This is a genomic window from Mesorhizobium sp. M1C.F.Ca.ET.210.01.1.1, from assembly GCF_004791585.1.
Taxonomy (GTDB): Bacteria; Pseudomonadota; Alphaproteobacteria; order Rhizobiales; family Rhizobiaceae; genus Mesorhizobium.
This window is the reverse complement of sequence record NZ_SRUU01000243.1, coordinates 1-278: the sequence shown is the minus strand read 5'-3', so window position 1 is coordinate 278 and position 278 is coordinate 1. Positions and strand designations below refer to the sequence as shown.

General features: G+C 65.5%; 1 pseudogene. It reads right to left on the bottom strand.

The annotated features are described in order from the left end of the window. Positions 1–278 (bottom strand): annotated as a pseudogene (locus EN853_RS33755) (Tat pathway signal protein); the annotation flags it as partial.

Genomic DNA, 278 nt, shown 5'->3' with positions numbered 1-278 from the left:
GAGGACAGTTCGACCCAGCTGTCGTAGCGACGGCCTTCCTGCATGTCCAGGAAGTGGTAGTAGAAGCCCTTGTAACCGGCCTTGCCGGTGCGCTGCGGGCCCATCGGCACGTCGCGGAAGAATTTCAGGGTGGTCAGGGTCCGGTCGATCGCCTGGTTGCGGCTGACCCAGCCGTTCTCGATGCCGATCGGATAGGCGGTCAGCGCGAAGCCGACCGAGGCGATGCTGGCGAACGGCCGCGATGGGTAGCGGTCCGGGGTCAGCCCGTTGACCTCGTT